Origin of the sequence: Phyllobacterium sp., from assembly GCF_037994405.1 — a bacterium.
Classification (GTDB): domain Bacteria; phylum Pseudomonadota; class Alphaproteobacteria; order Rhizobiales; family Rhizobiaceae; genus Phyllobacterium.
This window is the reverse complement of record NZ_JBBNAN010000448.1, coordinates 1-23658: the sequence shown is the minus strand read 5'-3', so window position 1 is coordinate 23658 and position 23658 is coordinate 1. Positions and strand designations below refer to the sequence as shown.

24 protein-coding genes are annotated in these 23658 nt (G+C 57.3%); 7 read left to right on the top strand and 17 right to left on the bottom strand.

Translation table 11 applies throughout. The annotated features are described in order from the left end of the window. Positions 1-2 precede the first annotated feature (2 nt). Together AAAC48_RS24450 and AAAC48_RS24445 are read right to left on the bottom strand one after the other, a co-directional pair. On the bottom strand, positions 3-1001 hold the full coding sequence (locus tag AAAC48_RS24450; RefSeq protein WP_340656680.1) for a GlxA family transcriptional regulator: 999 nt from the start codon (positions 999-1001) through the stop codon (positions 3-5). Between the two features lie 220 nt (positions 1002-1221). Beyond that, the gene (locus tag AAAC48_RS24445; RefSeq protein ID WP_340656679.1) at positions 1222-1479 is read right to left on the bottom strand and encodes a hypothetical protein; all 258 of its coding nucleotides are present in this window, start codon (positions 1477-1479) and stop codon (positions 1222-1224) included. Between the two features lie 134 nt (positions 1480-1613). Between AAAC48_RS24445 and AAAC48_RS24440 the strand changes: the two genes are divergently transcribed. Next, positions 1614-2516: a LysR family transcriptional regulator gene (locus AAAC48_RS24440; RefSeq protein WP_340656678.1), complete on the top strand. Its 903-nt coding sequence runs from the start codon at positions 1614-1616 to the stop codon at positions 2514-2516. Here the strand turns inward: AAAC48_RS24440 and AAAC48_RS24435 are convergent. The 9 genes from AAAC48_RS24435 to AAAC48_RS24395 all read right to left on the bottom strand — a co-directional run bounded on the left by AAAC48_RS24435 (position 2513) and on the right by AAAC48_RS24395 (position 10671). After that, on the bottom strand, positions 2513-3241 hold the full coding sequence (locus tag AAAC48_RS24435; protein WP_340656677.1) for a copper homeostasis protein CutC: 729 nt from the start codon (positions 3239-3241) through the stop codon (positions 2513-2515). The two genes, AAAC48_RS24440 and AAAC48_RS24435, sit on opposite strands and share 4 nt — an antisense overlap. After that, on the bottom strand, positions 3238-4152 hold the full coding sequence (locus tag AAAC48_RS24430; RefSeq protein WP_340656676.1) for an ROK family protein: 915 nt from the start codon (positions 4150-4152) through the stop codon (positions 3238-3240). Before AAAC48_RS24430 ends, AAAC48_RS24435 begins: the two co-directional genes overlap by 4 nt. A 66-nt stretch (positions 4153-4218) precedes the next feature. Continuing rightward, positions 4219-6246 (bottom strand): ASKHA domain-containing protein, encoded by a 2028-nt coding sequence (locus tag AAAC48_RS24425; protein ID WP_340656693.1) that lies wholly within the window; start codon positions 6244-6246, stop codon positions 4219-4221. Positions 6247-6388: 142 nt separating this feature from the next. Beyond that, positions 6389-7351, bottom strand: a complete 963-nt coding sequence (locus AAAC48_RS24420; protein WP_340656675.1) for a methyltetrahydrofolate cobalamin methyltransferase — start codon at positions 7349-7351, stop codon at positions 6389-6391. 10 nt (positions 7352-7361) lie between these two features. Then, the gene (locus AAAC48_RS24415) at positions 7362-8234 is read right to left on the bottom strand and encodes a methylenetetrahydrofolate reductase (RefSeq protein WP_340656674.1); all 873 of its coding nucleotides are present in this window, start codon (positions 8232-8234) and stop codon (positions 7362-7364) included. A gap of 16 nt (positions 8235-8250) precedes the next feature. Beyond that, the gene (locus AAAC48_RS24410; RefSeq protein WP_099998457.1) at positions 8251-8553 is read right to left on the bottom strand and encodes a virulence factor; all 303 of its coding nucleotides are present in this window, start codon (positions 8551-8553) and stop codon (positions 8251-8253) included. Positions 8554-8671: 118 nt separating this feature from the next. Beyond that, the gene (locus AAAC48_RS24405) at positions 8672-9343 is read right to left on the bottom strand and encodes an exopolysaccharide biosynthesis protein (RefSeq protein ID WP_340656673.1); all 672 of its coding nucleotides are present in this window, start codon (positions 9341-9343) and stop codon (positions 8672-8674) included. Positions 9344-9413: 70 nt separating this feature from the next. Then, entirely contained in the window at positions 9414-9992 is a 579-nt protein-coding gene (locus AAAC48_RS24400; protein ID WP_340656672.1) for a DUF4893 domain-containing protein, read from the bottom strand. A 76-nt stretch (positions 9993-10068) separates the two neighbouring features. Next, a complete protein-coding gene (locus AAAC48_RS24395; protein ID WP_340656671.1) occupies positions 10069-10671 on the bottom strand; it encodes a DUF1638 domain-containing protein in 603 nt (200 codons plus the stop codon). A gap of 91 nt (positions 10672-10762) precedes the next feature. On the opposite strand from AAAC48_RS24395, the gene AAAC48_RS24390 reads away from it, so the two are divergent. Next, positions 10763-10918, top strand: a complete 156-nt coding sequence (locus tag AAAC48_RS24390; RefSeq protein WP_340656670.1) for an entericidin — start codon at positions 10763-10765, stop codon at positions 10916-10918. A gap of 94 nt (positions 10919-11012) precedes the next feature. On the opposite strand, the gene AAAC48_RS24385 is transcribed toward AAAC48_RS24390, so the two are convergent. Further along, on the bottom strand, positions 11013-11711 hold the full coding sequence (locus AAAC48_RS24385; RefSeq protein ID WP_340656669.1) for a B12-binding domain-containing protein: 699 nt from the start codon (positions 11709-11711) through the stop codon (positions 11013-11015). Between the two features lie 244 nt (positions 11712-11955). Here AAAC48_RS24385 and AAAC48_RS24380 point away from each other — a divergent pair, with 244 nt between their 5' ends. The 3 genes from AAAC48_RS24380 to AAAC48_RS24370 all read left to right on the top strand — a co-directional run bounded on the left by AAAC48_RS24380 (position 11956) and on the right by AAAC48_RS24370 (position 15062). Then, positions 11956-13542 (top strand): trimethylamine methyltransferase family protein, encoded by a 1587-nt coding sequence (locus AAAC48_RS24380; protein WP_340656668.1) that lies wholly within the window; start codon positions 11956-11958, stop codon positions 13540-13542. 86 nt (positions 13543-13628) lie between these two features. Next, a complete protein-coding gene (locus AAAC48_RS24375) occupies positions 13629-14312 on the top strand; it encodes a hypothetical protein (RefSeq protein ID WP_340656667.1) in 684 nt (227 codons plus the stop codon). Positions 14313-14456: 144 nt separating this feature from the next. Beyond that, positions 14457-15062 carry a PadR family transcriptional regulator gene (locus AAAC48_RS24370; RefSeq protein WP_340656666.1) on the top strand — a complete coding sequence of 202 codons (606 nt, stop codon included), beginning with the start codon at positions 14457-14459 and terminating at the stop codon, positions 15060-15062. 62 nt (positions 15063-15124) lie between these two features. Here AAAC48_RS24370 and bmt read toward each other — a convergent pair whose 3' ends face one another. Together bmt and AAAC48_RS24360 are read right to left on the bottom strand one after the other, a co-directional pair. After that, entirely contained in the window at positions 15125-16138 is a 1014-nt protein-coding gene (bmt, locus tag AAAC48_RS24365) for a betaine--homocysteine S-methyltransferase (protein WP_340656665.1), read from the bottom strand. Between the two features lie 91 nt (positions 16139-16229). Beyond that, positions 16230-17060: a helix-turn-helix transcriptional regulator gene (locus AAAC48_RS24360; RefSeq protein ID WP_340656664.1), complete on the bottom strand. Its 831-nt coding sequence runs from the start codon at positions 17058-17060 to the stop codon at positions 16230-16232. A 115-nt stretch (positions 17061-17175) separates the two neighbouring features. On the opposite strand from AAAC48_RS24360, the gene AAAC48_RS24355 reads away from it, so the two are divergent. Both AAAC48_RS24355 and AAAC48_RS24350 read left to right on the top strand, forming a co-directional pair. After that, the gene (locus AAAC48_RS24355) at positions 17176-18207 is read left to right on the top strand and encodes a fatty acid desaturase (RefSeq protein WP_340656663.1); all 1032 of its coding nucleotides are present in this window, start codon (positions 17176-17178) and stop codon (positions 18205-18207) included. A 9-nt stretch (positions 18208-18216) separates the two neighbouring features. Next, complete coding sequence (locus tag AAAC48_RS24350) at positions 18217-18984, top strand: PhnD/SsuA/transferrin family substrate-binding protein (RefSeq protein WP_340656662.1); 768 nt, start codon at positions 18217-18219, stop codon at positions 18982-18984. Here the strand turns inward: AAAC48_RS24350 and AAAC48_RS24345 are convergent. From AAAC48_RS24345 to AAAC48_RS24335, 3 genes are all read right to left on the bottom strand, one after another. Further along, positions 18961-21537, bottom strand: a complete 2577-nt coding sequence (locus AAAC48_RS24345; protein ID WP_340656661.1) for an FAD-dependent oxidoreductase — start codon at positions 21535-21537, stop codon at positions 18961-18963. The two genes, AAAC48_RS24350 and AAAC48_RS24345, sit on opposite strands and share 24 nt — an antisense overlap. A gap of 59 nt (positions 21538-21596) precedes the next feature. Then, positions 21597-23177, bottom strand: a complete 1581-nt coding sequence (locus AAAC48_RS24340; protein WP_340656660.1) for a trimethylamine methyltransferase family protein — start codon at positions 23175-23177, stop codon at positions 21597-21599. 290 nt (positions 23178-23467) lie between these two features. Then, a partial coding sequence (locus AAAC48_RS24335) for a CBS domain-containing protein (protein ID WP_340656659.1) occupies positions 23468-23658 on the bottom strand: 191 nt, incomplete at its 5' end.

The following is a 23658-nucleotide window of genomic DNA, read 5'->3' as shown; positions in this document are numbered from 1 at the left end:
GTTTATGCAGCCATCAATTGCTTGCGGTCAGCGCGCTCCTGTTGCGGCGACCGGCCGTAGAGTTCGCGGTAGCATTTCGAGAAATGCGATGCTGAGACAAACCCGCAAGCAACCGCCACTTCCACGATCGGCATGGACGACTGGATCAGCAGATGGCGGGCACGGTCAAGACGGATTTCCAGATAGTAGCGGGCAGGGGACCGCCCCATTTCCTGGCGGAACAGACGCTCGATCTGACGGCGTGACAGACCGACATGATCGGCAATCTCGATTAACGAAAGGGGTTCGGACAGACGCGCTTCCATCAGTTCGATGATGGTCAGTACCTTGGAGTTCTGGACACCGAGGCGCGCGCGCAGCGGCAGGCGCTGGCGGTCGTGGGGGCTGCGAACGCGGTCTGTCAATGCCTGCTCGCAGACACGGTTGACGATGTTGTCACCGAAATCATCGCCGATCAGCTTCAGCATCATGTCCAGCGCGGCCGTGCCGCCAGCGCAGGTGTAGATATTGCCATCCACTTCAAAAAGGTCGGCATAGACATCGGCCTTTGGAAAGGACTCGGCAAAGCCCGGCAGATTTTCCCAGTGAATTGCACAGCGTTTGCCCGAGAGCAGGCCGGCGGCGGCGAGAATATGTGCGCCCGTGCACAGGCCACCGACGGCAACGCCGCGGTTGAACTCCTCGCGCAGCCAAGCGAAGACCGATTTGTTCTGAAATTTCTCCACATGCACGCCGGAACAGACGAACACCATCGAGGGGCGCTCTTCACCGGTAAGATACCGGCGTTCGTCCTCCAGCGAGGAAGTGGTAGCGCATTCAACGCCATTGGATGCAGTGACAGGCTTTGCGTCCACTGAAGCGAGACGCCAACGATAGGCTTCGTATCCCAGCATGCGGTTGGCAATGCGCAGCGGTTCGATGGCTGTCGCAAATGCGATCATCGAGAAGTTGGGGACGAGGAAAAAAACGAAAGACCGCTTGTTGAGACCGACATGATCCATGATGATTCTATGTTCCCGTATCTTGGCTTCAAGGCCATGTCGCAAATGAAGGTGCATCTTCAAATAACGGGCGTGGTCTTTAGAGCTTTTTTTCAGATAGAACCATAGAATTATTCTAAATGGAAGAGGTCGACCCTGTGTCGCAAACGCGCAGGTATCACATATGGTAAAGGGAGCAGACAGGGCGTTATCTGCTCCCTCGGGTTGTCTGATTCATGATTTAGTGCTGCGATTTCAGCTTGTTGCATTCACTGACCTGGCGTTCGTACAGATCTGGCCAGCCAATGTCGCAACGGATGTCTTCCGGCAGCCCATGAAGGGCTATTTCCGTTTCCCGCAAGCGGCGCTCCCGAATGAAAACTTCGCGGGCGTGAGTGATCGCCTGGACCAGACGATTCACACGATCGACTGCATACGAGGTGATACGCTCTGCAAATCCGCGGTTATCGCTCTGATAGAACTCATCACATGTGCTCATTTTCCTACTCCTCTCGTGTGGACGGCTTCAGTCGCGTCCGTTTCTTGATCTTGACTATCGTCTCAAATTGATGTTCAATCAAACGAAATTATGGAATGCTATGTTTCAGAAAAATTGATGGAGGATACGACGCCATGTCAGCACCGATGCACCATCCCATCCCTATCCTCGATCTCGATGTGTTGCGTACCTTCGCGATGATTGCCGAGACGGGGAGCTTTTCGAGCGCCGCCAATGCGGTGTTTCGCACGCCCTCCGCCGTGTCCATGCAGATCAAGAAACTTGAAGAAACACTGGGGCATGTGCTGCTCGAGCGCGACGCACGTTCGGTAAAGTTGACGCCGAGCGGTGAGGTACTGCTCGGCTATGCCCGGCGCATGCTGGCGCTTAACCGTGAAACGGTGGCCAAGTTCATTGCGCCGACGGTTTCCGGCGTTGTGCGCCTTGGTGCGCCGGATGATATTGGCGAACGGGTCTTGCCGTTTGTGCTCAAGCGGTTTGCGGAATCGCATCCGGATGTGACTGTCGATGTGGTTATCGATCAGAGCAACAGTCTGCGCAAGCGCCTGGACGAGCAGAGACTGGATGTCACGCTGGTCAATGTGAATGAGACACTGGCCAAGGTCGATGAAATCGAAATCCTGATGACCGAAGACATCATCTGGGCGGGTGCCAAGTGCGGCACGGCCCACGAACGCAATCCGCTACCGCTTTCCATGTGGGAAGAGGGATGCATCTGGCGCGCCAATGCGATCAGCGCGCTGGAAAGTGCCGGCAGGGACTACCGCGTTGCCTATATGAGTGCGCATACAATGGGCCAGCGCGCTGCCATTATCGCCGACCTCGCTGTTGCGCCTTTCTCGAAATTCCTGCTGGACGACAACATGGTGCAGCTCGGCCCAGAGCATGGTCTCCCGCCGCTTGGCGAATCCAAACTCGGCATGCTGGTCGCCAAGAATGCGGGCGCGCATGTCAAAGCGGTTGCCCAGCATTTGCGGGTTTATTTCGAAGGTTATGAGCGGACGGGCCGACTCTAGGCGTACCGGCTGAGACAGTAGTTTTTCAATGCTCTGACAAGGTCCACACTCGTCTGCTTTTGCGAGGCGGCTTCGAAGCCGAGCCGCATTGCCGCTTCGCTGACAGGGGCAAGCGGAGCTGCACAGGACGAATGTATTTCACCGAACGGAATGCGATCCAGCAACACGTTCGCATTGCCGATATTGATACCCGACCCGGGCATAATCTTGATCCTGCCGGCGGCAAGCTCGAAGGTCTTTTCCAGATCGTCGATACCTGCAAGCGCGGTCAATGACCGGCCCGATGTCAAGATGCGTTCAAATCCAAGTTCGACGGCCATGGTGACCGCCTCGTCGAGATCAGGGACAAGGTCGAAGGCCCGGTGCAGTGTGACGCCAAGCCCCTGACACTGGCGCATCAGGCGCTGCAGTGTCGTGTAATCGAGTTCACCATTTGCGAGATTGGCGCCAAAAACCACGCCGGCCAGCCCAGTGTTGCGAACGACATCAATCTCGCGCAGCATCGCGTCGATGTCAGCCTCCGTAACGACGAAATTGCCTGGACGGGGACGGATCATGGCGTAGATCGGTATGGGCGCAACAGCGGCCTGTCCGATCAATCCCGATGTTGGAGTGAGACCGCCCAATTCGAGCGCTGAACACAGTTCGACGCGGTCCGCACCGCCATTGATAGCGGCGGTCAGCCCCGCAGAGCTATCAACACAGACTTCCAGCAAGATACTCATTTGGTTGCTTCCATCAAACCCAGGACGCCGGCGCCGATCAGGCCCGGCTCGATCTTGAGTTCTGCCGGGATGACCAGTGGTTTGTCGGTCTTCCGCAAGATTCGCCCGCGAACAGCTTCATCCAATCGCTGGATGAGGGCGACCGAATTGGCGAGCCCGCCGCCGACCGGGACGATCGATGCACCGACAACATTGATTGTCATCGCAAGCGGTCCACTGACAATGTCGATATAGCATTCGATGGTTCTCTCGGCTGCGGCATCGCCGGCATTCCATGCGGCGATAATCTCGGTGCTTGGCAGCTTCACGCCATGCAGGTGGGCGTGCAGCTTCTCCATGCCGCGCGCGGCGCCAACGGCATCGACGCACCCGACTTGGCCGCAGCCGCAGGGGTAGCGAGGTATGACTACCGGCGGATTTCCGGCGAGGGTCGCTGAAACCGGTCCATGACCCCATTCGCCGGCGAAACCGCCAGCGCCTTCGTGAATCTTGCCGTTGATGACGATGCCCCCGCCTACGCCGGTGCCAAGGATAACGCCAAAGACGATGCGATGACCGCGTCCCGCACCCACAACGGCTTCAGAAAGTGCAAAGCAATCGGCATCATTGGCGACGAGAACGGGTCTGCGCAGCTTTTTGCTAAGATCAGCGACAAGCGTTCGACCGTGGATGCACGGAATATTGGCACAGGTGATCCCGCCGGTGTCGGAATCGACCACACCGGCAATCGAGATAGATATAAGATTCTCCGGATCAGCGCCGCCATCGGCAGCAATCTTGTCAATCGCGGCAGCAAAGGCATCGAAGTCATGCAGCGGCGTCGGGACCTTCGGCAGCGGTCTTATATCTTCGGGCGAATAGGCGATTGCGCCCTTGATGGCAGATCCGCCAATGTCAAAGCAGGCTATCATGGCAAGCTATTTCCGGAATCAAATGATCGTGGATGTTTGATAGCGGAAATTGACTGTCGGACAAAGCTATTCGCGATTGCGCCGCGCTGCGCGGTCCTCGCGGGAGCGGCGTCTCGGTGTTGCATCGCCGGCGATACCATCCTCGCTGACATTCTTGCGCTGCGGCAGGGTAACCGCCTGCGACAGCTTCGGAAACGGGTCGATCTTGTTCGGCATCGCCATGGCATAGACGAAATGTTCCTGGAATTTGGGTTCCAGCGCCGTCTCGATCTTCTCGATGCGGGTGACGGTGTCTTCAATTTCGCGGCGATAGTTGCGATTAAGCAGTGCCATGCGCGCACCTGTACCGGCGGCATTGCCAACAGCTTTGACATTGTTCAATTCGCAATCGGGGATCAGGCCCAGGACCATCGCATATTTCGGGTCGATGAAGGACCCAAAGGCGCCCGCAAACCGGATCTGATCGACATGATCGATCCCAAGCTTGTCCATCAACAGCTTGACGCCGGCATAGAGTGCGGCCTTTGCCAATTGGATTGCTCGAACGTCGTTCTGGGTGATGGTGATTGTCGGCGAACCTTCATGCAGAAGGTAGGAGAATGTACGCCCGTTGGCCATAACGCGCGGCGATTTGGCGGCAAGGCTTCCATCGACAACGCCGTCTTCGGAAATGATCCCGGAAAGGTACATTTCGGCAATGACCTCGATGATGGCGGAGCCACAAATGCCGGTGATGCCACTGGCTTGCACGGCTTCAGCAAATCCCGTCTCGTCGGACCATTGTTCCGTTCCGATAACGCGGAAACGCGGCTCCAGTGTTACCGGATCGATACGCACGCGTTCGATTGCACCGGGAGCGGCGCGTTGGCCGCCGGAAATCTCTGCACCCTCGAAGGCAGGGCCGGTCGGAGATGAGGCAGCAACAGTGCGGTGCCTGTTGCCCAGAACGATTTCGGCATTGGTGCCGACATCGACGAGCAGCATCATCTCGTCCTGGCGATGCGGGCCTTCAGCCAACGTCGCCGCAGCGGCATCAGCACCGACATGCCCTGCGATGCAGGGCAGCATATAGACCCGCGTTCCGGCGTTCATCGGCAAGCCGATATCTGACGACTTCAGGTGCACCGCGCCAGAGACGGCCAGCGCAAAAGGCGCGCCGCCGAGCTCCGTCGGATCGATCCCAAGGAACAGGTGATGCATGATGGGATTGCCAACAAAGACGGCATCGAGAATGTCTTCGCGGGCAACGCCGCCCTCAGCGCAAACCTTGTCGATCAGCCCATTTATGGCTTCGCGCACGGCCTGCGTCATGCCTTCCCGGCCATCCGGGTTCATCATGACATAAGAGACACGGCTCATCAGATCTTCGCCGAAGCGGATCTGCGGATTGGAAGTGCCTGCCGACGCGATGGTGCGTACCGAGAGCAGAGACGACAAATGCATGGCGATGGTCGTCGATCCGATATCGCAAGCGATGCCATAAGCTTCATTCTTGAGCCCAGGCCACAGGCCGATCATCGCTGGCCGCGAGGTTTCCTCATCGTGATAAATGGCGGCGGTCACGCTCCATCCGCCCTTGCGCAAAATCTTCTGCACGTTCGGCAGGATATGGGCATCGACTTCCAGATTGCGGACGCCCCATTCCTTTTCGAGCGCGGCCTTCAGGCGATCGAGATCGCCGAGTGGCTTGTGCATGTCAGGCTCTTCTACCTCGACATAGCACATATGGATCGCCGGATTGCGCTCGATGATGCGGGTGTCGGCAGCCTTGCGCACGACCTGCGCGTTGACTTGTACGTCCTGGGGAACGTCGACGACCAGATCGCCAAGGATGGTCGCCGAGCAGGAAAGACGTCTGCCCTCCTTCAGGTTGCGCTTTTCCGCGTAACGCTGTTCCTTTGGGCCGAATTCTGAAATGTGATCATTGGAGGAGGTGATGCCATGCTTGGCAAACCGGCCTTGCTGCACCTCGACCTGACAGCGTCCGCAAATGCCGCGGCCGCCGCAAACACTTTCGACATAGACGCCGAGGGTGCGCGCAGCCTCCAGTACCGGAGTGCCGACAGGAAAACGCCCACGCTTGCCCGACGGCATGAAGAGAACGAGCGCCTCCTTTGCCGATGCCTCTGGTGCTTTGACGGGTGCGTTCACGATCAATACTCCAAACTTACAAGGCGAGGGGCAGTTTAGCTGCCCACCGCCTTTCTATGCTGGTCAGTTTGCGTAACGCAAACCGTCAGCCTGCGGCGCCGCGCCGCGCCTCGCGACCGCCACGACGGCGGCCGCCGCCAGCGGAATCGGCAGGGACGGATACAGCGGGCGCTGCTCCTGCCGCGGCCGGCTGGTGATCGCGATATTTCTTGATCCAGTAGGCGCAATTGGCGTCCGTACCGTTGAGAACGTTGGCGGCGTGGACCGCCTCCATTTCCTGCGGGCGGCAGGGGTTCATGATCGCGGACGTCATACCCGCGCCAATCACCATCGGAATAAAGCCGGCATTGATTCCGTGGCGGTGCGGCAGGCCGAACGAGATATTGGACAGGCCGCAGGTGGTGTTGACCTTCAACTCCTCACGCAGGCGGCGCAGCAACGCGAAAACCTGGCGTCCGGCATCGCCCAGCGCGCCAATCGGCATGACCAGAGGATCGACAACGATGTCATGGGCCGGAATTCCGAAATCGGCGGCGCGTTGGACGATCTTCTTGGCAACGGCAAATCGGACATCGGGGTCCATGGAAATACCGGTTTCATCGTTGGAGATGGCGACGACCGGCACATTGTATTTCTTGATCAACGGAAGAATGGCTTCGAGCTTTTCCTCCTCGCCGGTCACCGAGTTGACGAGCGGACGCCCCTTGGCAACTTTCAAGGCAGCCTCGATGGCGGCGGTGACCGAACTGTCGATGGACAGCGGAACGTCGACCAGATTCTGGACGATTTCCAGCGTCTGGACCAACAGGCCCGGCTCTGTAGCGTTGGGATCAACGGCCGTAACACCAGCATTGACGTCCAGCATGGTCGCACCGGCAGCTACCTGCTCCAGCGCGTCCTTGATGACGGTATCGAAATTACCTTCGATCATCTCCGCGGCGAGCTTTTTGCGGCCAGTCGGATTGATCCTTTCGCCGATTACGCAGAACGGCTGATCAAATCCGATGATGATTTCTTTGGTCGCCGAGGCAACGATCGTGCGGGTCATTCAAATTACCTCAGCTGGCTGCTGCGTTTGCAGATGTATGGGATGCGTTGTGTACCGTCCAGGAGCCACGGTCGACAAGCCATTCTGATGACTTTTTCAGGCCGCCAAACGGGAAGATGTGGATCTGCTTGATGGCTGATGCCGGATTGGCGATAGCGTGCTGCTCGATCGGACCGACAACGCCTTCCGGGGAATGGCTGGTAGCGAGCGCCGTCAGCGACAGGGCGTTCTTCTTCAGGAAGCTGATCGAATTGCCGACACCGCACATGGCGGCATATTTGATCAGGGTGGTGATCTTCGCGGGGCCGGCGACGCCGAGATGCACCGGCATATCCACACCATGTTCGCGCAGCGATTCCGAATAACGGATGAAGCGATCGGCATCGAAACCGAACTGGGTAACAACGCGCAGCTTTGCGCCGGTGCGCTCGCCGAAATTCTTCTTCAGCCGCAGTGCTTCGATTGCGACGGCTTCGGAAAACTCCGGGCTGCCTTCAGGATGGCCTGCGACGCCCATTTCGGTGATGCCATATTTGTCGAAGAAACCTGTCTCCAGCACTTCCATCGTCGATGAAAACTCACCTGCCTGGCGCTCGAGACCGCCGCCGATGACGAGAACATCGGTCACGCCAGCTTCTTGCGCGGCGCGGCGGATGCGGGCTTCAAGCGCCGCCTTGGTCGACAGGCGGCGCGAGGCAAAGTGCGGGACCGGCTTGTAGCCAAGATCATGAACGCGCTTGGCCGCTGCCGTGAGCGTATCCACGCTGTCGGTGCCCATATCCGTGATGTAGACGCGGGTACCGGCCGGGAACAGACCAGGCAAATCCTGCGATTCAATAGCCTGGCGTGCCGCCACTTCGATGGATGCTGCGATCTTTGTCATTGGCTTCGCTCTCAATTCATGAATTGTCATGTCCACCTGCCTTTACAAGCGCCACAAGGCGTTCCCGGTCATATTCGTTGTCAATTCGCGCCAAGGCTGCATCAGCCTCGGTATCCAGATCGTCACTCACAGGCACCGGAGTGCCGCGGCGCCATTCCGCCAGATAGGCATCGGAATCCTTGGCGCCAATGCGCATCGCACACATGTCGATGGCCTCGGTAAAGCGAAGGGGAAGCTCACGCTTGGCCGCCTGACGTCCCTTCTTGACGGTCACTTGAGCGGGAATGTCCCGCCAATAAACGACAATAAGATCAGCCATGCAATTCATCCTCCGATGAGGACCCTTTTGCCGGAATATCAGGGGTTAAGCTTGCTATCTCACGACGCGCGTGCACTCAAATGCGACGTGCTTCATTAGTGCTTTTGCGACAGCCGATTCAGAAAGGCCAAAAGCTCGCGGCATAGGCAACAACGCTTGCTGCAATGAAGGCAAAGCCGAAAACAATGCTGATCGAGACCACACCAAGGATCAGTCCCGCGAGCATCAGTCTGCCGTCACGCTCGCACAGCGCAATACCGATGATGGCGGTTGCCAAAGCGGGCAGCCAATTGGAAAGCGGCATGGGCAGTACCACTGACATGCCGAGTATGGTCGTAAATGCGCCCAACCAGCGATCGCCCTGTTTGCGACCGAACGGCCAGTTGCGCGGCCGAATAAAGCGCTCTAGCCATTGCAGCCAAGGAACGACCTTGTCGGATATTTGGCGGAACCGATCCGGTGCGATCGTCTTGTCGCGCATAAAGGCCGGGAGCCACACTGATTCCCGTCCCATCACCATCTGGACAGACACAAGAACAAGGGGAATTCCGGTAACGACGCCTGTGCCCGGCGGCAGGGGGAGAAGATTCAAAATGGCGAAAAACGTGAGCAACGCAGCAAAACTGCGATCGGTAAAGGCGTCCTCGAGCTCCGTGAATGAAACGGGTGCTGTGACAGTCAGCGACAGATCCTCGAAGACCTTCGACAGGGAACGCGGGTCATTGTCGGCTGTTGAATGAGTAGTCGCCTCATCCGGCTTTATTTCATGATCTGCGTCGATGGCTGCCATCTTCTCGTCGATTGTTCACGTTTTGACGCATATGGCGGCACATTGGTGACATTGCAATGACGAAAGTGTCTCAGCGCCTCAATTCAAGGACGTCCATGAGGGACTCGCGAGCAGGGGCGGGAAATTCGATTCGGAACTCGTTCTTGCCAGTACGGTATGCGTAGCCGACCTGATCATTGTCAGGCCCAGCGCTGTAGGCATGAGGTTTTTCGCCCGCAATGTAGCCAACACCCAGATAGGTGAGACGCTTGTCATTGTCTGTGTAAAAACGCCCTTTTGTGCGCTGTGAGCCACTTGTCTTTTCCAGCATCCAACCCGACCCATCGTCGGTGACGCGGCAATTGAACCAGCCATAAACTGTCAAAGGCGGTTCATTACCAAGTTTCGTTGTTCGGCACTTCCAAACGCCGACCATATTGAAGCCCTCGTCGAAGGCGAGATTGGGTTTCGACAGAATCGAGTCGAGCTGTTGCACATCTGCTGCCGCTCCGCCCTTTCGCGCCTCATCGACTGCCTTGGCCTTGGTGTTCTCATATTTGTCGAGCCGGGCTTGATCTGACTTGGTAATCAGTTGCGTGATTGCGCCGTCCGCCTGAGCATGATTTGCCCAAACAAGGCAGAAAATGATTGCGATCGTGGCGCGAAACATCGTGGCATCACTCCTTTATTGATTTGATTTGCTGCAAATGAACAAAGAAACCGTTCACTTGATGTCGCGCGTGGAGCTAGTGAGCGGCAGCTGACGTCAACGCCGGAACAAGATCGCCGTAGCCTGTGAGGCGACGTTCATAGGCGAGGCCCAGAAATGCAGCCGCCGCTTCGGCTTTGGCGCTTAGTTCAGGATCGTCCGTTTGCGCCATGTAGATCATCTTGGTGTAGTTGCCGAAATACATGTCGCGCAATTCAGGGTGACGATCCAGGCCCAACGGCTTGACCATGAATGCTTCGAAATGCCGGGCAAGGAAGTCGGTCATGAAAAACGACGTCATGTCGTCGTCCCACTGCGTCGCGAACGCCTCGTTTCCAGCGTAGAAGGAAAAGCAATGAGGACCGGCGATGCGGTCAACACCATGTTTCGCACAGACACGGTCAAGCATTCCGCCGGTGCCACAATCGGCATATCCGACAAAGATGCGGGTGATGCCTTCAGCCTTGGCTCTGACAATCGCGCGATCCACCGAAGGCGCAATCTTGTCCGGGTAGTGATGATAAATCGCAGGCAAACATTTCAGCTGGATGTGATCAAGCCCAAATTGTTCGCGTATCGCCAGGATTTCGCGCGCAATCATGCCGCACGCAATCACCCGTACGGTCTCTGTTGATTTCATTGACTTTTGGCTAACATTCATGGAACTGATTTTGCTCCATCGCGTTATGCGAGCGTTGGATTTAATTTTAGCAGAACGGGAGACACAGTCCATGAAACTATCACATATTGCTCCGATTGCCGCTGTACTTGCTGTTGTTGCTCTCGCCGGCTGCGCAAATACCATCCGCGGTATCGGCGCCGATACGGCCAATACGGTCAATGCAACTCAGAGCGCTGGCCACAGAGTGGCAAAAGCTGCCAATTAATCCGTTCTGTCTGGTTTGAATCCACCAGCATCGGATCATACTTTATCTCAATTCTGAAAAACGGCCGCATTCTGATGCGGCCGTTTTTCATCTATCAGACCCCGGAAAGCTGATTGTGTTTGCGCTTCATGAAAGCCTTGGCGGTCTCGACTGCCACCGCAGCGTCGCGGCAATATGCGTCGGCACCAACGGCCTTCCCGAATTCCTCGTTCAACGGCGCGCCGCCAACAAGCACGACGTAATCGTCGCGAATGCCCTTTTCCTTCATCGTGTCGATGACGACCTTCATGTAGGGCATCGTTGTCGTAAGAAGCGCCGACATGCCGAGGATGTCAGGCTGATGCTCTTCGATGGCTGCCAGATAGTTTTCGACCGGATTGTTGATGCCAAGATCGATGACATCAAAGCCAGCGCCTTCCATCATCATCCCGACGAGATTCTTGCCGATGTCGTGAATGTCGCCCTTGACCGTTCCGATGACAAGCTTGCCTTGCTTGGGCGCGCCGGTTGCTGCGAGTAGGGGGCGCAGAATGAACATGCCGGCCTTCATGGCGTTGGCTGAAAGCAGCACTTCAGGTACGAAGAGAATGCCGTCGCGGAAATCTTCGCCGACGATACGCATGCCCTCAACCAGAGCTTCGGTCAGGACCTTGTAAGGTACCCAGCCGCGTTCGAGGAGAATCCGGGTGCCTTCCTCGATTTCTTCCTTCAATCCGTCATACAGATCATCATGCATTTGCTCGACGAGTTCATCGTCCGAAAGCTCCGAAAGAATGATTTCATCATCGGCCATGGGTCTGCTTCCTTTCAAGCGTTATGCACAGGTCAGTATCATAACTGGCATTCGTTTAACATATCGGGCAAGTTGCTGAAAACGCATTGCTTAAATGCGACCTTGTAAATGACGAAAACGACCGGATGTTTGTCTCCGATGCGCCATTGCGTGCCGCACACGGGAACGCCCTTACGGGTGTCGCGGTTAGGATTTGGCATGATTGAAGAAAAGTCTGCGCTTGCGTAGCGCAAGGAGAGAAGAAATGATTGAGGAAACGCCAGTCGATGCACCCGCGGAAGCGGAGACAAGCAGTGGACGTCGCGGACGTGGTGCTGGTGCAGGTGCTGCAGCACGTCGTGCAGCCCGTTCCGGTGGTGGTCCCGGCAAGTCACTCACCTATATCACACGCAAAATTCGCACCTATGAAGTGCTGGACGAAGATGGTCTGGCGTTGATCGAGGCGAATGCGGATACAGTTCTGGAAGAGATCGGCATTGAATTCCGTGACGATGCGGAGGCTCTGGCTCTGTGGAAAGAGGCGGGGGCAGACGTCAAAGGCGAGCGGGTGCATTTCCCGAAAGGGCTTCCCCGTTCCCTTCTGAAGACGGCGCCGTCAATCTACACGCAGCATGCGCGTAATCCTGAGCGTTCTGTGCAGATTGGCGGCAATGCGACAGTCTTTGCGCCAGTTTACGGTCCGCCCTTCGTGCGCGACCTTGACGGAAATCGCCGTTACGCGACGATCGAAGACTTCAACAATTTCGTCAAACTTGCCTATATGGCGCCGTCCATTCACCATTCCGGCGGCACGGTGTGCGAGCCGGTCGACGTGCCGGTGAACAAGCGTCATCTTGATATGGTCTATGCCCACATCAAATATTCCGACAAACCATTCATGGGATCGGTTACGGCGCCAGAACGCGCGGAAGACACGATATCCATGTGCAAGCTGGTGTTCGGCGAGAATTTTCTCGATCACAATACGGTTTTGACCAGCCTCATCAATGCGAATTCACCCATGGTCTTCGATGAGACCATGGTGGGTGCATTGAAGGTCTATGCACGCAACAATCAGGCATGCATCGTCACACCGTTCATTCTTGCCGGTGCAATGAGCCCCGTTACCGTGGCAGGCACGCTGACCCAGGTTCTTGCCGAAGTTCTTGCCGGTGCTTCGTTCACACAGTTGATTCGTCCCGGCGCTCCCGTCATTTTCGGCACGTTCGCGTCTTCGATTTCGATGCAGTCGGGCGCGCCGACCTTTGGCACACCCGAACCATCGCTGGTTTCCTACGGCGCGGCACAATTGGCGCGCCGCCTTGGATTGCCTTTCCGCACTGGCGGTTCGCTGTGTGCATCGAAAGTTTCCGATGCACAGGCGGCCTATGAAAGCGCAAATACACTCAACTCGACGCTGCTTGCCGGCACGAACTTCGTTCTCCATTCGGCGGGATGGCTGGAGGGTGGTCTGGTTTCGTCCTATGAAAAGTTCATGATGGATATCGATCAACTCGGCATGGCGCAGAAATTTGCCGAGGGTGTGGACCTCTCGGAGAACGGCCAGGCGATGGACGCGATTCGTCAAGTCGGGCCCGGAAGCCACTATCTTGGTTGCGATCACACCCAGGCGAACTTCCAGACGGCATTCTATCGCTCGAACATTGCCGATAACAATTCCTACGAGCAATGGCTGGCCGAAGGCGAGAAACGTGCGGATCAGCGCGCCAACGAGCTCGCCCGCCGCTGGCTGGAGAGCTACGAGGGACCCTATCTCGATCCGGCGATCGACGAATCGCTCAAGGAGTTCATCGCGAAGAAGAAGGCTTCGATGCCTGACGCCTTCACTTGAAAGAAGCCCGAGGATGGCCGGGCTAAAGTGGCCAATCTGATCCACAAAGAAGTCTGGGCCTCCGCTGTAAAGGGTTCAGATGCGGTATGAACATTGCCGATCCGATCCTTGATCAAATCGCCGTCGTGCTGGAACCTCATGGTTTGGTTCCGCGCGGCGGCTTTGTTTTTGATGAAGGAACTGCGCCGCACCCGATCGATGGCCTGGTCCCCCAAAGCGTTGTGCTGGTCGGCCATTTCGGTTCATCCATCTGGCCGCACTTCGCGCGATGGCAACAGCACCATCCGGGCGTGCAAGATCCGCTCGATATATGGTCCAAGGAAATTCTAAACGCTGTTGCTGTGAAATTCGGTGCGATAGCGGCGTTTCCCTCCGACAAGCCCTATCTGCCGTTTCAGCAATGGGCGACGTGCGCCGAGGGACTACGCGCGTCACCGCTCGGAATATTGATCCATCCGCAATACGGGCTTTGGCAGGCATTTCGCGGGGCGCTGTTGTTTGATCGCGTTCTCGACTTTCCCAGCAGCAGTCCGCAGCGCTATCCCTGCGATGATTGCCAGGACAAGCCGTGCATTTCGACCTGCCCAGTGAATACGTTTTGCGATGACGAATATGAAGTTGTCCGTTGTCTTGACCATCTTGCCTCTGGAGAGGGGGAAGCGTGTCTGCGTGGCGGTTGCCTGGCGCGCCGCGCCTGTCCCGTAGGACGGGAGCATGCCTACAGTGTGCCACAGATGCGGTTTCATATGGATGCGTTCGCGAAAGGCTGAAGCACCTCTCCGGTGCAAAAATACCGAGGCTATTTCAAATGCTTAGGCACGCATATCATCAAAAGATATATCGTTGTCTTGATTAAAGATATATCTTTGCATAGATATGACTTATGAAAGATATATCTAGGAGACATCATTTCCATGTACGATTATTGCAGAAAATATCACAGCCATGGCGGCGATCACTGGTCGCGCGTTGAGACAATGTCAGGTTCGCATGAGGGTGGCGGCCGCTTTGGCGGACGCGGACGCGGCGGTCCATTCGGGCGGCATCGAGGCGGCCCATTTGGCGGGCGCGGTCCACGCATGTTCGATCCTGGCGCATTGCGCCTTGTCGTCCTCGGTTTGATCGCGAAAGAGCCGCGTCACGGCTACGACGTCATCAAGGCGCTGGAGACAAGGTTCCAAGGCGCCTACAGCCCGAGTGCCGGTGCGATCTACCCGATGTTGCAGATGATGGAGGAAACCGATCTTGTCACCTCCACCACAACCGGCAACAAGCGGCTGTATACGATTACAGATCAGGGGCTTGCCTATCTCGACGAGAACCGGGCGGAGCTAGATAAAATCAACGCCCAACTCGACAATGCCTCAGGCGAGATACGCGGTGCCGCTCTGGGCGAGGAGATGCATGCATTGAGCTTCGCGCTTCGCTCGAAGCTTCGCAGTGGCTCGCTGACGGCAGAAAAGGCCGATCAGCTGCGCGAAATCCTGAAAAGGGTCCGCCGCGAGATCGAGGACCTCTGAGATCCCCAAGGATTGTGTCGGCCAGAACCCGCGGAGCAAACCGCTGGTTCTGGCCGGATTATTTATGCACGCCGTCCGCGGCGTTCGCGCTTCGGCGTGTTGTCCGCGTGGGCAGCAAGCTTGTTGCGCATTGGACCAATGGTTTCAACAATCGTTTCGACCGTTGGACGCGGTCCATGGGTGTGGCTGTCGAGTGCCTTGCGCATTGCTGCCAGATGCTCGAATGACGTGCCGCAGCAACCGCCAATGATCCTTGCGCCACCATTGATGGCGAGGTGCGCGTAATTTGCCATCAAGTCAGGTGTGCCCGAATAGAAGATCTCCGAACCGCGAAACTCCGGAATGCCGCAATTACCCTTGATCACGATGGTCGCTGATGGGTCGGCTTCACTCATGTCAAGCAGCGATGCGAGAATATCCGAGGCACCGACGCCGCAATTGGCGCCAACGGCGACCGGCTTTTCACCGAGGCCATCGACGACACCATGGATGTCTTTAGGTGGCAAGCCCATCATCGTTTTGCCAGCCGTGTCGAACGAACCCGTATAGACATAGGGCAGGCCTACCTTGACTGCGGCCTCAGCAGCTGCACGGATTTCACCAGGCGCCGACATGGTTTCGATCCACGCAACGTCGACGCCGCCGGCTTTTAGGCCTTCCAGCTGTTCCGTGAAGGCGGCGACAGCATCTTCTTCCGTCAGCGCGCCAAGTGGCACCAATAGTTCACCGGTTGGACCGACGGAGCCGGCCACGATAACCTTGCGAGACGCCTTGTCGGCGACGCTGCGGGCAAGTTCTGCCGCCTTCTTGTTGAGCTCGAACACACGATCCTGCGCATGGTGCAGTTTCAGACGATGCCGCGTACCACCGAAGGAATTGGTGAGGATGATATCTGCCCCGGCGTCGACAAAGCCCTGGTGCAGCGCGATGATCTTCTCAGGCTGCGCTTCGTTCCAGAGCTCGGGCGCTTCACCCGCTTCCAGTCCGGTGGCAAACAGGTTCGTACCGGTTGCGCCGTCGGCCAGCAAAACGCCTTTTTCGGCGATGAGATCAGCGAGTGGGTTTGCAATGGTCATGGCGCATATTCCTTTGGGATCGAATAGATAACGATATAAGGAAGTCTTTATATGTGGTCAATCATCAATTGCGACAAGCATTGACGCAGGCTCAAACAACTTTCAGTGACGAGACATAAGATGCAACCTCATGCGCGTTGACCTTGGCGACACGGATAAGCCCGTCAAAATGCCGCTGCATGGTCAGAACGGCTTCGGTCGTATAGAGGACGAGATACATCTCCCCGACAAATATCGCAGCGCGGTAAGGACCGAAAACGGTGTAGGGGACCGAGTAGCGTTCTCGCCCGTCAAATAGATAGAGCCGAAAGGACGGATACAACTCGTCGAGCAACGATGCCATGTGTTGAAGCTGCTCGCTGCGTGTCTTCCGCGGAAGATCAGTCCAGATGCTGCAGCCGGCTGCAAAATCCCGGAGAGTCTGAAATGGCATGCAGGCTTCCATGTCAGTGCCCGGCTGGCGATTATAGTCCAGACGGAACGCGGTCTCGCTCATCTGCGTTGCCGGGTCGCGGTGAACCAAGGAAGTCTCGTAGGCAATTACACCTTGTGTGCGCAAAAGATCGGGTATGCGGGCGGGCACATAGCGTATCTTCGTGCCGGTTGCCTCCGCATGCCATTTGACCAGCAACGTCTGATTGTCAAACCCTTGCTCGATTTCGAGACTTGGGCGCAGTTCGCCGGTAATCCCCTCATCCTGGCTGAGGCCAAGCAGCCAGTCGAGCGAGACGGAATGGCGCTCTGCAATGTTGAGCAGCGTCTCGACGCGGGGAAGCCGCGTGGATTGCCCTGACAAAAGCTGCGAGAGCGCAGACCGGTCAATTCCGACGGAGGCGGCGAATGACGACTGGTTCTCGCCGCTGCGCGTGAGCAGGCTTTTGACGCGCTCCTGAAACAGGCGGGAAAGATCGCGTTTGTCCATTTTTGTGCTGCCTTGTTCACTTTACGCAACATTTGCGCCATTTGGTGCGCAAAATCAACACTTTCTCACAAAAATAGCATTGCTGACAGTTCCTGACAATGAGACCATGAAAAACATGGAATCAGAAAGACATACCGAAGTACCGACGTCCTCAACTCAGCGAAAGCGCCTCGGCGTTGAGTGGCCAACCATTGGCCTGATGATCGTCTGCTACGGACTTTGGTTTACCTCCGGCTATTACATTTATTCCGTCATGCCGGTCCTTGCTTTGGCCTTGATGGCCGTTGCAGTGGCGTTGCATTCGTCGCTGCAACATGAAGCCTTGCACGGCCATCCGACACGCAACGGCGCGATCAATGAAGTCCTGGTTTCACTGCCGATTGGTCTCGTGTTTCCCTATCGCCGCTACAAACATCTGCATCTCAAGCACCATGCGGACGAGCGGCTGACGGATCCCTATGATGACCCGGAAAGCTATTACCGAGCGTCTGGCGATTGGGAGAAATTGCCTTCGTTCGTCAAGGTATTGCTGGGTTGGAATAATTCGCTTGTCGGCCGGTTTGTCATTGGCCCCACGCTGATGGTCGTTGGCTTCGTTTTCAGCGAGATCAAACTCGTTGCTGGAGGTGACCGAAAGACACGCACCGCCTGGCTCTTGCATGGACTTGGACTTATTCCTACGCTCGCTGCGCTGTGGTTTGCGTTCGGTATTCCGCTCTGGATTTATGCGCTGACGGCCGTTTATTGGGGATTGTCGATCATCTCGATCCGCAGCTATTGCGAACATCAGTGGTCAGAACGCCCGGACGGGCGAACAGTTATCGTCGAGAAATCGCCCTTGGCGCTGATCTTCCTCAACAACAATTTGCATTTCGTCCATCATAAACGCCCGACAGCGCCCTGGTATCATCTGCCGCAACTCTATCGCGAGCAGCGCGAGGAGTGGCAGCGCATGAATGACGGCTATGTCTTCCGCAACTATTTCGAGATCCTGCGAGCCTACGCCTTCCGGAAAAAGCAGGAGGTGGTTCACCCGGTCCTGCGGCGTGAGCCAGCGCCAGGTCGCGCTTTCCGCCCGCGCCGCCACGGTATCAACCTCCAGGGTGGTTCAACCGTTCCTATTCCCGCCGAGCCGCCGACAGAGTAAGCATACGACATGACACTTGTGGCGGCTTTGCCGATGTATGACTGGCCTGAGTTGCGCGCTGAAGTTGACGCGCAATGGGTTGTCATGCGCGATGCCCTTCGTGCGAAGGGCTATGACGCGCCCGAAGTCCTTATGCGCCGCAATGCTGATCTTCCCCCGGTTCCCGGTGGCATCAAGGACGCAGCGGGCAACGTCATCGCGCCGGACCCGGCCACGCTTCCGCCTGACGAGCTTGATCTGCCGACGCTCTGGCGTCACCCCGATCTGCTGATTACGCAAACCTGTTGGGGGCCGATGGAGTTGGGCCTTGGAAGGCAGGTTCATCTTGCCGGGCAGGACGACTATTCCGGTATCGAAGGTGGCGGCGGGGAACTTTATTCAAGCGCGCTTGTGGCACGGCGCGGCGAGGGGACGCCCGTTGCAGCGCCTATCGACGGCAAAGCCAGGCTTCCGATCGATCTGATGCGGCAGAAGCGGCTCGCCGTCAACAGCCACGATTCGATGTCCGGTTATTTGGCGCTTAGGCGGGATCTGGAAACACAGGGCGAAACGCTGGCCCTCTTCGTCAGCCTCGTTGAAACTGGCGGCCACCGCGAGTCAATCGAAGCCGTTGCATCCGGCCGGGCCGATATGGCAGCCATTGATTGCAAGTCGTGGGCTTTCGCACAGCGCTTTGATGAAGCTGCGAGCGCGCTGGTTGTCGTTGGCTGGACGGGCAGGCGCAAGGGCCTGCCCTTTATCTCTTCCCTGGAGCTACCCGCGCATCTTTTCGCCTGACGGATCAAATGGCGGCTCGATGTTGATACGGGCTGCCCGGCGAATGCCGAGAATCTCCACTTCGAACAGTCCCTGGCTTTCATTGGTTGCGAGCTCCGCAGGCACATAGCCTTGAGCCATGGAATGGCCGACATAGTGAGCGTAGCCGCCGGATGTAACCCAGCCGACGACGCGCCACTCGCCCCGTACGGCGCCCTTGTCGCCCGCATTGGCAACGACCTCTCCGGTCGCATCGAAGCGCGGTGCGCCGACGCCATGGCCAGCCCGCACGATGCCGTAGTCCTTCGAGGTTTTCGCCCAGATCGGCTCATCGCCCATCACGTCGGCGGCGCCCTCGCCATGGGGCACGTCGATCAGAAACGAAACGCGGCGCAGTTTCGAACTGGTTCCTGCGTCGAGCTCAGCTTTTTCCCTGGCCGCTGCCTCCCGTCCGATGAAATCATTCTTGGAGAGCTTGATGAAGCGATCCATTGAACCTTCGTAAGGTCCGTAGATCGGACGCAATTCGCGAAACCATGTCGGGAAATTCTTCTCGAGTCGCATTGCGAGCAGGGCGCGCATGCCGAAATCGACGATGTTAAATTCTGCGCCGGCGTCCTTGATGGCCTTGTAAACGAGGCGCTGATAAGCGGGCTCCATCCAGATCTCATAGCCAAGATCGCCCGTATAGGAGATGCGGTTGACCTTGCACGGCGCGCCGCCAACGGCCATTTCGCGGAAATCCATGAAGCGGAAAGCGGCATTTGACACATCTTCATCAACAAGCTTGGCGAGCAGGTCTCGGGATTTCGGTCCCGCGATGGCCAAGCCGACAAGGGTCTGATCGAAGCGATGGATTCTTACCGAACCGTCCTTTGGCTGCTGTTTCTGGAACCAGCGCATGTGGTAGCGCTGAGCTGCGGAAGATCCCCAGATCAGGAACCTGTCATTGGCAGCCTTGGCGATGGTGAAATCGCCGATGAGCTTGCCTTCCTCGTTCAGCATGGGCGTCAGAACAAGGCGCCCGGTCTTCGGCATGGTGTTGGTCATCAGGCGAGAGAGGAAAGCCTCTGCGCCAGCGCCCGTCACTTCATACTTGGCAAAATTGGCGATTTCCGTAACACCGACGTTTTCGCGCGTGGCGCGAACTTCATTGCCGATATGCTCGAAATCGTTGGAACGGTGATAAGAAACGATGTCGCGTGGTTCGATACCCTTGGGTGCGAACCAGAGCGGGGTTTCAAGGCCCCACGAATCGCCCATCACCGCATTCTGTGCGAGCATTGTGTCGTAGAGGGGCGTGGTCTGCTGCGCACGAGCGGCAGGCAGTTCCTCGTTGGGGAAACGGATGGAGAAACGGCGCGAATAGTTTTCGCGCACCTTGGCATTGGTATAGCGCAGGGTTGCCCATTCGCCGAAGCGAGCGACATCCATACCCCAGACGTCGAAGCCTGGCTCGCCGTGCACCATCCAGTTGGAAAGCGCGAGGCCAACACCACCACCCTGGCTGAACCCGGCCATGACGGCGCAGGCGGTCCAGTAATTGGTGAGGCCCGGAACTGGACCGACAAGCGGATTGCCGTCTGGCGCGAAGGTAAAAGGTCCGTTGATGATCTGCTTGATGCCAGCCTTTTCGATGCCAGGAAAATGCTTGAAGCCGACCTCGAGGGAAGGGGCGATACGGTCGATATCCGGCGGCAGGAGCTCATGGCCGAAATCCCATGGCGTGTTGACTGGCGACCATGGCTTTGCCGCCTTCTCGTAGGTGCCGAGGAGGATGCCGTTTCGCTCCTGGCGTGTGTAGATCTCGCCTTTGAAATCCATGACGCCAATGAGTTCACGTCCGGTGGACTTGTTGAACTCCATGACTTCAGGAACGTCTTCGGTGAGGAGATACATGTGCTCCATGGCGAGAACCGGCAGTTCAAGCCCGACCATGCGCCCGACTTCGCGAGCCCACAGGCCACCGCAATTGACGACATGCTCGGCTTTCACCGTGCCTTGCTCGGTGACGACATTCCACGTCCCGTCCACTTCCTGCGTCAGCTCGACGACCCGGTTGCGCAGGCTGATTTCCGCGCCAAGTTTGCGCGCAGCCTTGGCGTAGGCGTGGGTTGTGCCGGATGGATCGAGGTGCCCTTCAACCGGGTCCCACATGGCGCCAACGAAGTTGGTCTCGTCCATCAGCGGGAACATTGCCTTGGCTTCAGACGGTGTAATCAGTTCGGTGTCCATGCCGAGGTAGCGGCCGCGAGCATGGGCGAGACGCAGAAAGTCCATGCGTTCCGGCGAATCCGCCATCATGACACCGCCGGTCAGGTGCAGGCCGCAGGACTGGCCGGAAAGCTCCTCGATTTCCTTGTAGAGGCTGACCGTATAGGCCTGCAGCTTTGCAACGTTTGGATCGCCATTCAGTGTATGGAAACCGCCGGCAGCATGCCAGGAGGAGCCGGACGTCAATTCCGACCGTTCGATCAGCATGACATCAGTCCAGCCGGCGCGCGCAAGGTGATAGAGCACAGAGCACCCGACAACGCCACCGCCGATGACAACTGCTTTAACGTGCGATTTCATAGTCTTATGCCTCTTGTATGGAAATGTGATTCAATGTGTTGAGAGTTTGATTCAAGTGATCAGAAATCCGTTGGCGCGCCGCCTTCGGCCTTGCGTTTGGCGACAAAGGCATTGATTTGCTCTTCAATCGCAGGATCGATCGCCGGTTTCTGATAGGTGGCAAGGCGTTCTTTCCAGATCCGGTTGGCCCGCTCGATTGCTGTCGGTGAACCAGCTTCCTGCCAGGTTTCGTAATTGCGCCAGTCGGAAATGATAGGCGCATAGAAGGCTGTCTTGTAGCGCGACTGCGTGTGCGCCGTGCCGAAGAAATGTCCGCCCGGGCCGACATCACGCATAGCGTCGAGCCCCAATGCATCCTCGGACAGATCGAGCGGCGTCAGGAATTCCGCCACCATCTGCAGGAGATCGAAATCGAGGATCATCTTCTCGTAGGAACAGCAGAGCCCTCCTTCGAGCCAACCGGCAGAGTGGAGTATGAAATTGCCGCCGCCCTGGATGGCGCCCCAAAGCGAGAACACCGATTCATAGGCGGCCTGAGCATCCACCGTATTTGCTGCGCAAACGTTGGATGTACGGTAGGGGATGCCATAGCGGCGGGCGAGCTGACCGCCAACCAGCTGCGCTTTCATATATTCAGGTGTACCAAAGGCGGGGGCTCCCGACTTCATATCGACGTTGGAGGTAAAACCGCCATAGCCGACCGGCGCGCCCTTCTTGACCATCTGTGTGAAGGAAATACCAGCCAGCGCCTCGGCATTCTGCTGGACGAGGGCACCAGCGATGGTAACCGGCGCCATGGCGCCGGCGAGGGTAAACGGTGTCACAATGACAATCTGGCCGTTACTGGACATCTGGATGATGCCTTCGAGCATCGGAACATCGAGTTTCAGCGGGGAATTGGTGTTGATGATCGTGTAGCAGGACGCTTCGTTTTGCAGTTGTTCGTGGCTGATGCCGCGCGCAAGGCGGGCGATCTCGATGCCGTCCTGATTGCGTTCCTTGCCGAGAGAATAGATATGAAACGGCTTGTCGGTCAGCGTGGCGAGGTCGCGGATGCATTCGAGATGACGGACCGAAGGATGAATGTCTATCGGCTCGACCGGGTAGCCGCCGGTCGTGTTAATGATGTTGTGCATCTGCGCTAGCTTCAGGAAATTCCGGAAGTCCGCCTGGTTGCCCGACCGCCTGCCATTGTCGGTATCGGAGCAATTCGGTGCCGATCCCATCTGGGCGAAAATCAGGTTGTTGCCGCCGAAGCGAACATTGTGGGCTGGATTGCGGGCATGCAGTGTGAATTCCGAAGGCGCATATCCGATATATTCAAGGATCATGTCCTTGTCGAAATGGACACGCATCGTGCCGGGCGTAACATCGGCGCCGGCCTTTTTCATGATGTCGCGTGCACCATCGTGCAGGACATCGACACCGATCTCCTGCAGCACTTTCAACGACGCGTCGTGGATCGATTCCAGCTCGTCGTCGGAAATGATTTTTGTTGGCGCAAATGGAATTTTCAGCTGGCGAAATGGCGGCTGGTCAAATGCACCGCTTTCAATGCTGCGTGGCCGCGACCGGCCGCCCCGCCTGCCATGATCCCGCGATGAAGCGTTCGTATCGATCTCAACTGCAGGTTCACTCATTGCTCATGCCCTTCGCTTACACCCATGCCGGGCGATCGTGCCACTATCGCCAGAGCTGCTTCGAGGGTGCGCGGCGTGAGCGACGCCGAGCGCAAGGGAAGCGACATGGCCGGATCGTGATGTGTTTGCGTGCGTTGCGCATCAGGATCAGCGAGGTTGGAAGGTGTTGGATAAGTTCTTGGGAAATTTGTGGAAGTTGGGACGCTTTCAGATGGCAAGTACACGTCGACAGTCAATGCCGATGATCTCCCCCTCTCAAGGGGGGAGATAAAAGGGCGGCGGTGCTGCGCCTACTCCGCGGCTGCCTGCGCGGTCAGGTGACTAATCGGCGTAACCATGGCCTGGATCAGGCTATTCATGCTGATGACGCCGGTAGGCTTGCCATTGTCATCGATGACCGTTGCATATTGCTGATTGGCGTCGGTCATGGTCTTGGCCGCTTCTTCGAGAATCGTGCCAGTTCTCACCGTTACACCGCCTG

Excerpts from the sequence above, each read along its gene's own strand:
- AAAC48_RS24450 (WP_340656680.1), bottom strand. The coding sequence starts at position 1,001 with ATGGATCATGTCGGTCTCAACAAGCGGTCTTTCGTTTTTTTCCTCGTC.
- AAAC48_RS24445 (WP_340656679.1), bottom strand. The coding sequence starts at position 1,479 with ATGAGCACATGTGATGAGTTCTATCAGAGCGATAACCGCGGATTTGCA.
- AAAC48_RS24440 (WP_340656678.1), top strand. The coding sequence starts at position 1,614 with ATGTCAGCACCGATGCACCATCCCATCCCTATCCTCGATCTCGATGTG.
- AAAC48_RS24435 (WP_340656677.1), bottom strand. The coding sequence starts at position 3,241 with ATGAGTATCTTGCTGGAAGTCTGTGTTGATAGCTCTGCGGGGCTGACC.
- AAAC48_RS24430 (WP_340656676.1), bottom strand. The coding sequence starts at position 4,152 with ATGATAGCCTGCTTTGACATTGGCGGATCTGCCATCAAGGGCGCAATC.
- AAAC48_RS24425 (WP_340656693.1), bottom strand. The coding sequence starts at position 6,246 with ATGCCGTCGGGCAAGCGTGGGCGTTTTCCTGTCGGCACTCCGGTACTG.
- AAAC48_RS24420 (WP_340656675.1), bottom strand. The coding sequence starts at position 7,351 with ATGACCCGCACGATCGTTGCCTCGGCGACCAAAGAAATCATCATCGGA.
- AAAC48_RS24415 (WP_340656674.1), bottom strand. The coding sequence starts at position 8,234 with ATGACAAAGATCGCAGCATCCATCGAAGTGGCGGCACGCCAGGCTATT.
- AAAC48_RS24410 (WP_099998457.1), bottom strand. The coding sequence starts at position 8,553 with ATGGCTGATCTTATTGTCGTTTATTGGCGGGACATTCCCGCTCAAGTG.
- AAAC48_RS24405 (WP_340656673.1), bottom strand. The coding sequence starts at position 9,343 with ATGGCAGCCATCGACGCAGATCATGAAATAAAGCCGGATGAGGCGACT.
- AAAC48_RS24400 (WP_340656672.1), bottom strand. The coding sequence starts at position 9,992 with ATGTTTCGCGCCACGATCGCAATCATTTTCTGCCTTGTTTGGGCAAAT.
- AAAC48_RS24395 (WP_340656671.1), bottom strand. The coding sequence starts at position 10,671 with ATGAAATCAACAGAGACCGTACGGGTGATTGCGTGCGGCATGATTGCG.
- AAAC48_RS24390 (WP_340656670.1), top strand. The coding sequence starts at position 10,763 with ATGAAACTATCACATATTGCTCCGATTGCCGCTGTACTTGCTGTTGTT.
- AAAC48_RS24385 (WP_340656669.1), bottom strand. The coding sequence starts at position 11,711 with ATGGCCGATGATGAAATCATTCTTTCGGAGCTTTCGGACGATGAACTC.
- AAAC48_RS24380 (WP_340656668.1), top strand. The coding sequence starts at position 11,956 with ATGATTGAGGAAACGCCAGTCGATGCACCCGCGGAAGCGGAGACAAGC.
- AAAC48_RS24375 (WP_340656667.1), top strand. The coding sequence starts at position 13,629 with ATGAACATTGCCGATCCGATCCTTGATCAAATCGCCGTCGTGCTGGAA.
- AAAC48_RS24370 (WP_340656666.1), top strand. The coding sequence starts at position 14,457 with ATGTACGATTATTGCAGAAAATATCACAGCCATGGCGGCGATCACTGG.
- bmt (WP_340656665.1), bottom strand. The coding sequence starts at position 16,138 with ATGACCATTGCAAACCCACTCGCTGATCTCATCGCCGAAAAAGGCGTT.
- AAAC48_RS24360 (WP_340656664.1), bottom strand. The coding sequence starts at position 17,060 with ATGGACAAACGCGATCTTTCCCGCCTGTTTCAGGAGCGCGTCAAAAGC.
- AAAC48_RS24355 (WP_340656663.1), top strand. The coding sequence starts at position 17,176 with ATGGAATCAGAAAGACATACCGAAGTACCGACGTCCTCAACTCAGCGA.
- AAAC48_RS24350 (WP_340656662.1), top strand. The coding sequence starts at position 18,217 with ATGACACTTGTGGCGGCTTTGCCGATGTATGACTGGCCTGAGTTGCGC.
- AAAC48_RS24345 (WP_340656661.1), bottom strand. The coding sequence starts at position 21,537 with ATGAAATCGCACGTTAAAGCAGTTGTCATCGGCGGTGGCGTTGTCGGG.
- AAAC48_RS24340 (WP_340656660.1), bottom strand. The coding sequence starts at position 23,177 with ATGAGTGAACCTGCAGTTGAGATCGATACGAACGCTTCATCGCGGGAT.